Below are 2,892 nucleotides of genomic sequence, written 5' to 3'. Positions count from 1 at the left end.
AGAGACCGGCGCACGGGTGCGTAACGCGTATGCAATCTACCTTTTACAGAGGGATAGCCCAGAGAAATTTGGATTAATACCTCATAGTATATCACAATCGCATGATTGAGTTATTAAAGTCACAACGGTAAAAGATGAGCATGCGTCCCATTAGCTAGTTGGTAAGGTAACGGCTTACCAAGGCTACGATGGGTAGGGGTCCTGAGAGGGAGATCCCCCACACTGGTACTGAGACACGGACCAGACTCCTACGGGAGGCAGCAGTGAGGAATATTGGACAATGGGCGCAAGCCTGATCCAGCCATGCCGCGTGCAGGATGACGGTCCTATGGATTGTAAACTGCTTTTATACGAGAAGAAACACTCCTTCGTGAAGGAGCTTGACGGTATCGTAAGAATAAGGATCGGCTAACTCCGTGCCAGCAGCCGCGGTAATACGGAGGATCCAAGCGTTATCCGGAATCATTGGGTTTAAAGGGTCCGTAGGCGGTTTGGTAAGTCAGTGGTGAAAGCCCATCGCTCAACGGTGGAACGGCCATTGATACTGCCAGACTTGAATTATTAGGAAGTAACTAGAATATGTAGTGTAGCGGTGAAATGCTTAGAGATTACATGGAATACCAATTGCGAAGGCAGGTTACTACTAATTGATTGACGCTGATGGACGAAAGCGTGGGTAGCGAACAGGATTAGATACCCTGGTAGTCCACGCCGTAAACGATGGATACTAGCTGTTGGGAGCAATCTCAGTGGCTAAGCGAAAGTGATAAGTATCCCACCTGGGGAGTACGTTCGCAAGAATGAAACTCAAAGGAATTGACGGGGGCCCGCACAAGCGGTGGAGCATGTGGTTTAATTCGATGATACGCGAGGAACCTTACCAAGGCTTAAATGTAGATTGACCGGTTTGGAAACAGATCTTTCGCAAGACAATTTACAAGGTGCTGCATGGTTGTCGTCAGCTCGTGCCGTGAGGTGTCAGGTTAAGTCCTATAACGAGCGCAACCCCTGTTGTTAGTTGCCAGCGAGTCATGTCGGGAACTCTAACAAGACTGCCAGTGCAAACTGTGAGGAAGGTGGGGATGACGTCAAATCATCACGGCCCTTACGCCTTGGGCTACACACGTGCTACAATGGCCGGTACAGAGAGCAGCCACTGGGCGACCAGGAGCGAATCTATAAAACCGGTCACAGTTCGGATCGGAGTCTGCAACTCGACTCCGTGAAGCTGGAATCGCTAGTAATCGGATATCAGCCATGATCCGGTGAATACGTTCCCGGGCCTTGTACACACCGCCCGTCAAGCCATGGAAGCTGGGGGTGCCTGAAGTCGGTGACCGCAAGGAGCTGCCTAGGGTAAAACTGGTAACTAGGGCTAAGTCGTAACAAGGTAGCCGTACCGGAAGGTGCGGCTGGAACACCTCCTTTCTAGAGCCCCAATTGTTAGCAGTAATGCACGATGGGGAAAAAAGATGATAATTTAGAAGGTTCTGAATCACGAAGTTCAATTACTCTTGCTGTTAGTTCAAATAATAAATTTTAAGTAAAACAGAGTCTCGTAGCTCAGCTGGTTAGAGTACTACACTGATAATGTAGGGGTCGGCAGTTCGAGTCTGCCCGGGACTACTTTTTTAAGAATTTCAATTGGTAATTTAATTAAAAATTGAGAATTAAAAATTAAAAAAGACTGAAATACTTAGAAAAAAGGAAATTTTAGAAGTTGAAAGATTAAGAATCAAAAAGTTCATAATTTTTAATTCACGATTTTTAATTTTTAATTAAAATGGGGGATTAGCTCAGCTGGCTAGAGCGCCTGCCTTGCACGCAGGAGGTCAACGGTTCGACTCCGTTATTCTCCACTGGTTTACTATAAAGATAGTAAATAAAAGTTCATTGACATATTGAGATAAGAAAATAATAAAAAGTAGAAAGCGTTTTTTGTTATAGTAGCAATACAAATAGCAAAAGACAAAAAAAACGGTCTTAATTAATTTTAAGATTGGTACAATAAGCAAAATAAGGGCGTATGGGGGATGCCTTGGCTCTCAGAGGCGATGAAAGGCGTGATAAGCTGCGAAAAGCTGCGGGGACGGGCACACACCGATTGATCCGCAGATACCTGAATGGGGCAACCCACTATGTTGAAGACATAGTACACCGATAGGTGGGCAAACCCGCTGAACTGAAACATCTAAGTAGGCGGAGGAGAAGAAAACAAAAGTGATTCCGTAAGTAGTGGCGAGCGAACGCGGATTAGCCCAAACCAGTGCTGTTACGGCAGTGCTGGGGTTGTAGGACCACGACATTTTATGCACAAGGAACCGGAAGTTGCTGGAAAGTGACGCCAAAGAGGGTGATAGCCCCGTATGGGTAACAAGTGTAATAGATAGTGGTATCCTGAGTAGGGCGGGGCACGTGAAACCCTGTCTGAATTTGGCGGGACCATCCGCTAAGGCTAAATACTCCTGAGAGACCGATAGTGAACCAGTACCGTGAGGGAAAGGTGAAAAGAACCGTGAATAACGGAGTGAAATAGATCCTGAAACCATACGCTTACAAGCGGTCGGAGCCCTTTCGTGGGGTGACGGCGTGCCTTTTGCATAATGAGCCTACGAGTTAACGTTGCTGGCAAGGTTAAGTGGTTAAGCCACGGATCCGTAGCGAAAGCGAGTCTGAATAGGGCGCTTTAGTCAGTAGTGTTAGACGCGAAACCGTGTGATCTACCCATGGGCAGGATGAAGCGCTGGTAACACAGTGTGGAGGTCCGAACCGGTTGACGTTGAAAAGTCTTCGGATGACCTGTGGGTAGGGGTGAAAGGCCAATCAAACTCGGAAATAGCTCGTACTCCCCGAAATGCATTTAGGTGCAGCGCTGAATTAAGTTATATAGAG

The 2,892-nt window shown here is 47.0% G+C and carries 2 tRNA genes and 2 rRNA genes (1 of these 4 cut by a window edge); all 4 read left to right on the top strand.

The window, feature by feature from the left end:
- A 16S ribosomal RNA gene (locus tag AC4FQ3_RS22755) occupies positions 1-1,428 on the top strand; the annotation flags it as partial.
- 124 nt (positions 1,429-1,552) lie between these two features.
- Positions 1,553-1,626, top strand: a tRNA-Ile gene (locus AC4FQ3_RS22750).
- A gap of 159 nt (positions 1,627-1,785) precedes the next feature.
- A tRNA-Ala gene (locus AC4FQ3_RS22745) sits at positions 1,786-1,859 on the top strand.
- 146 nt (positions 1,860-2,005) lie between these two features.
- A 23S ribosomal RNA gene (locus AC4FQ3_RS22740) occupies positions 2,006-2,892 on the top strand (it continues 1,445 nt past the right edge of the window).

It is taken from the genome of Flavobacterium sp. AK-345 (genome assembly GCF_058310175.1).
This window is presented reverse-complemented; position numbering and strand designations above follow the sequence as displayed.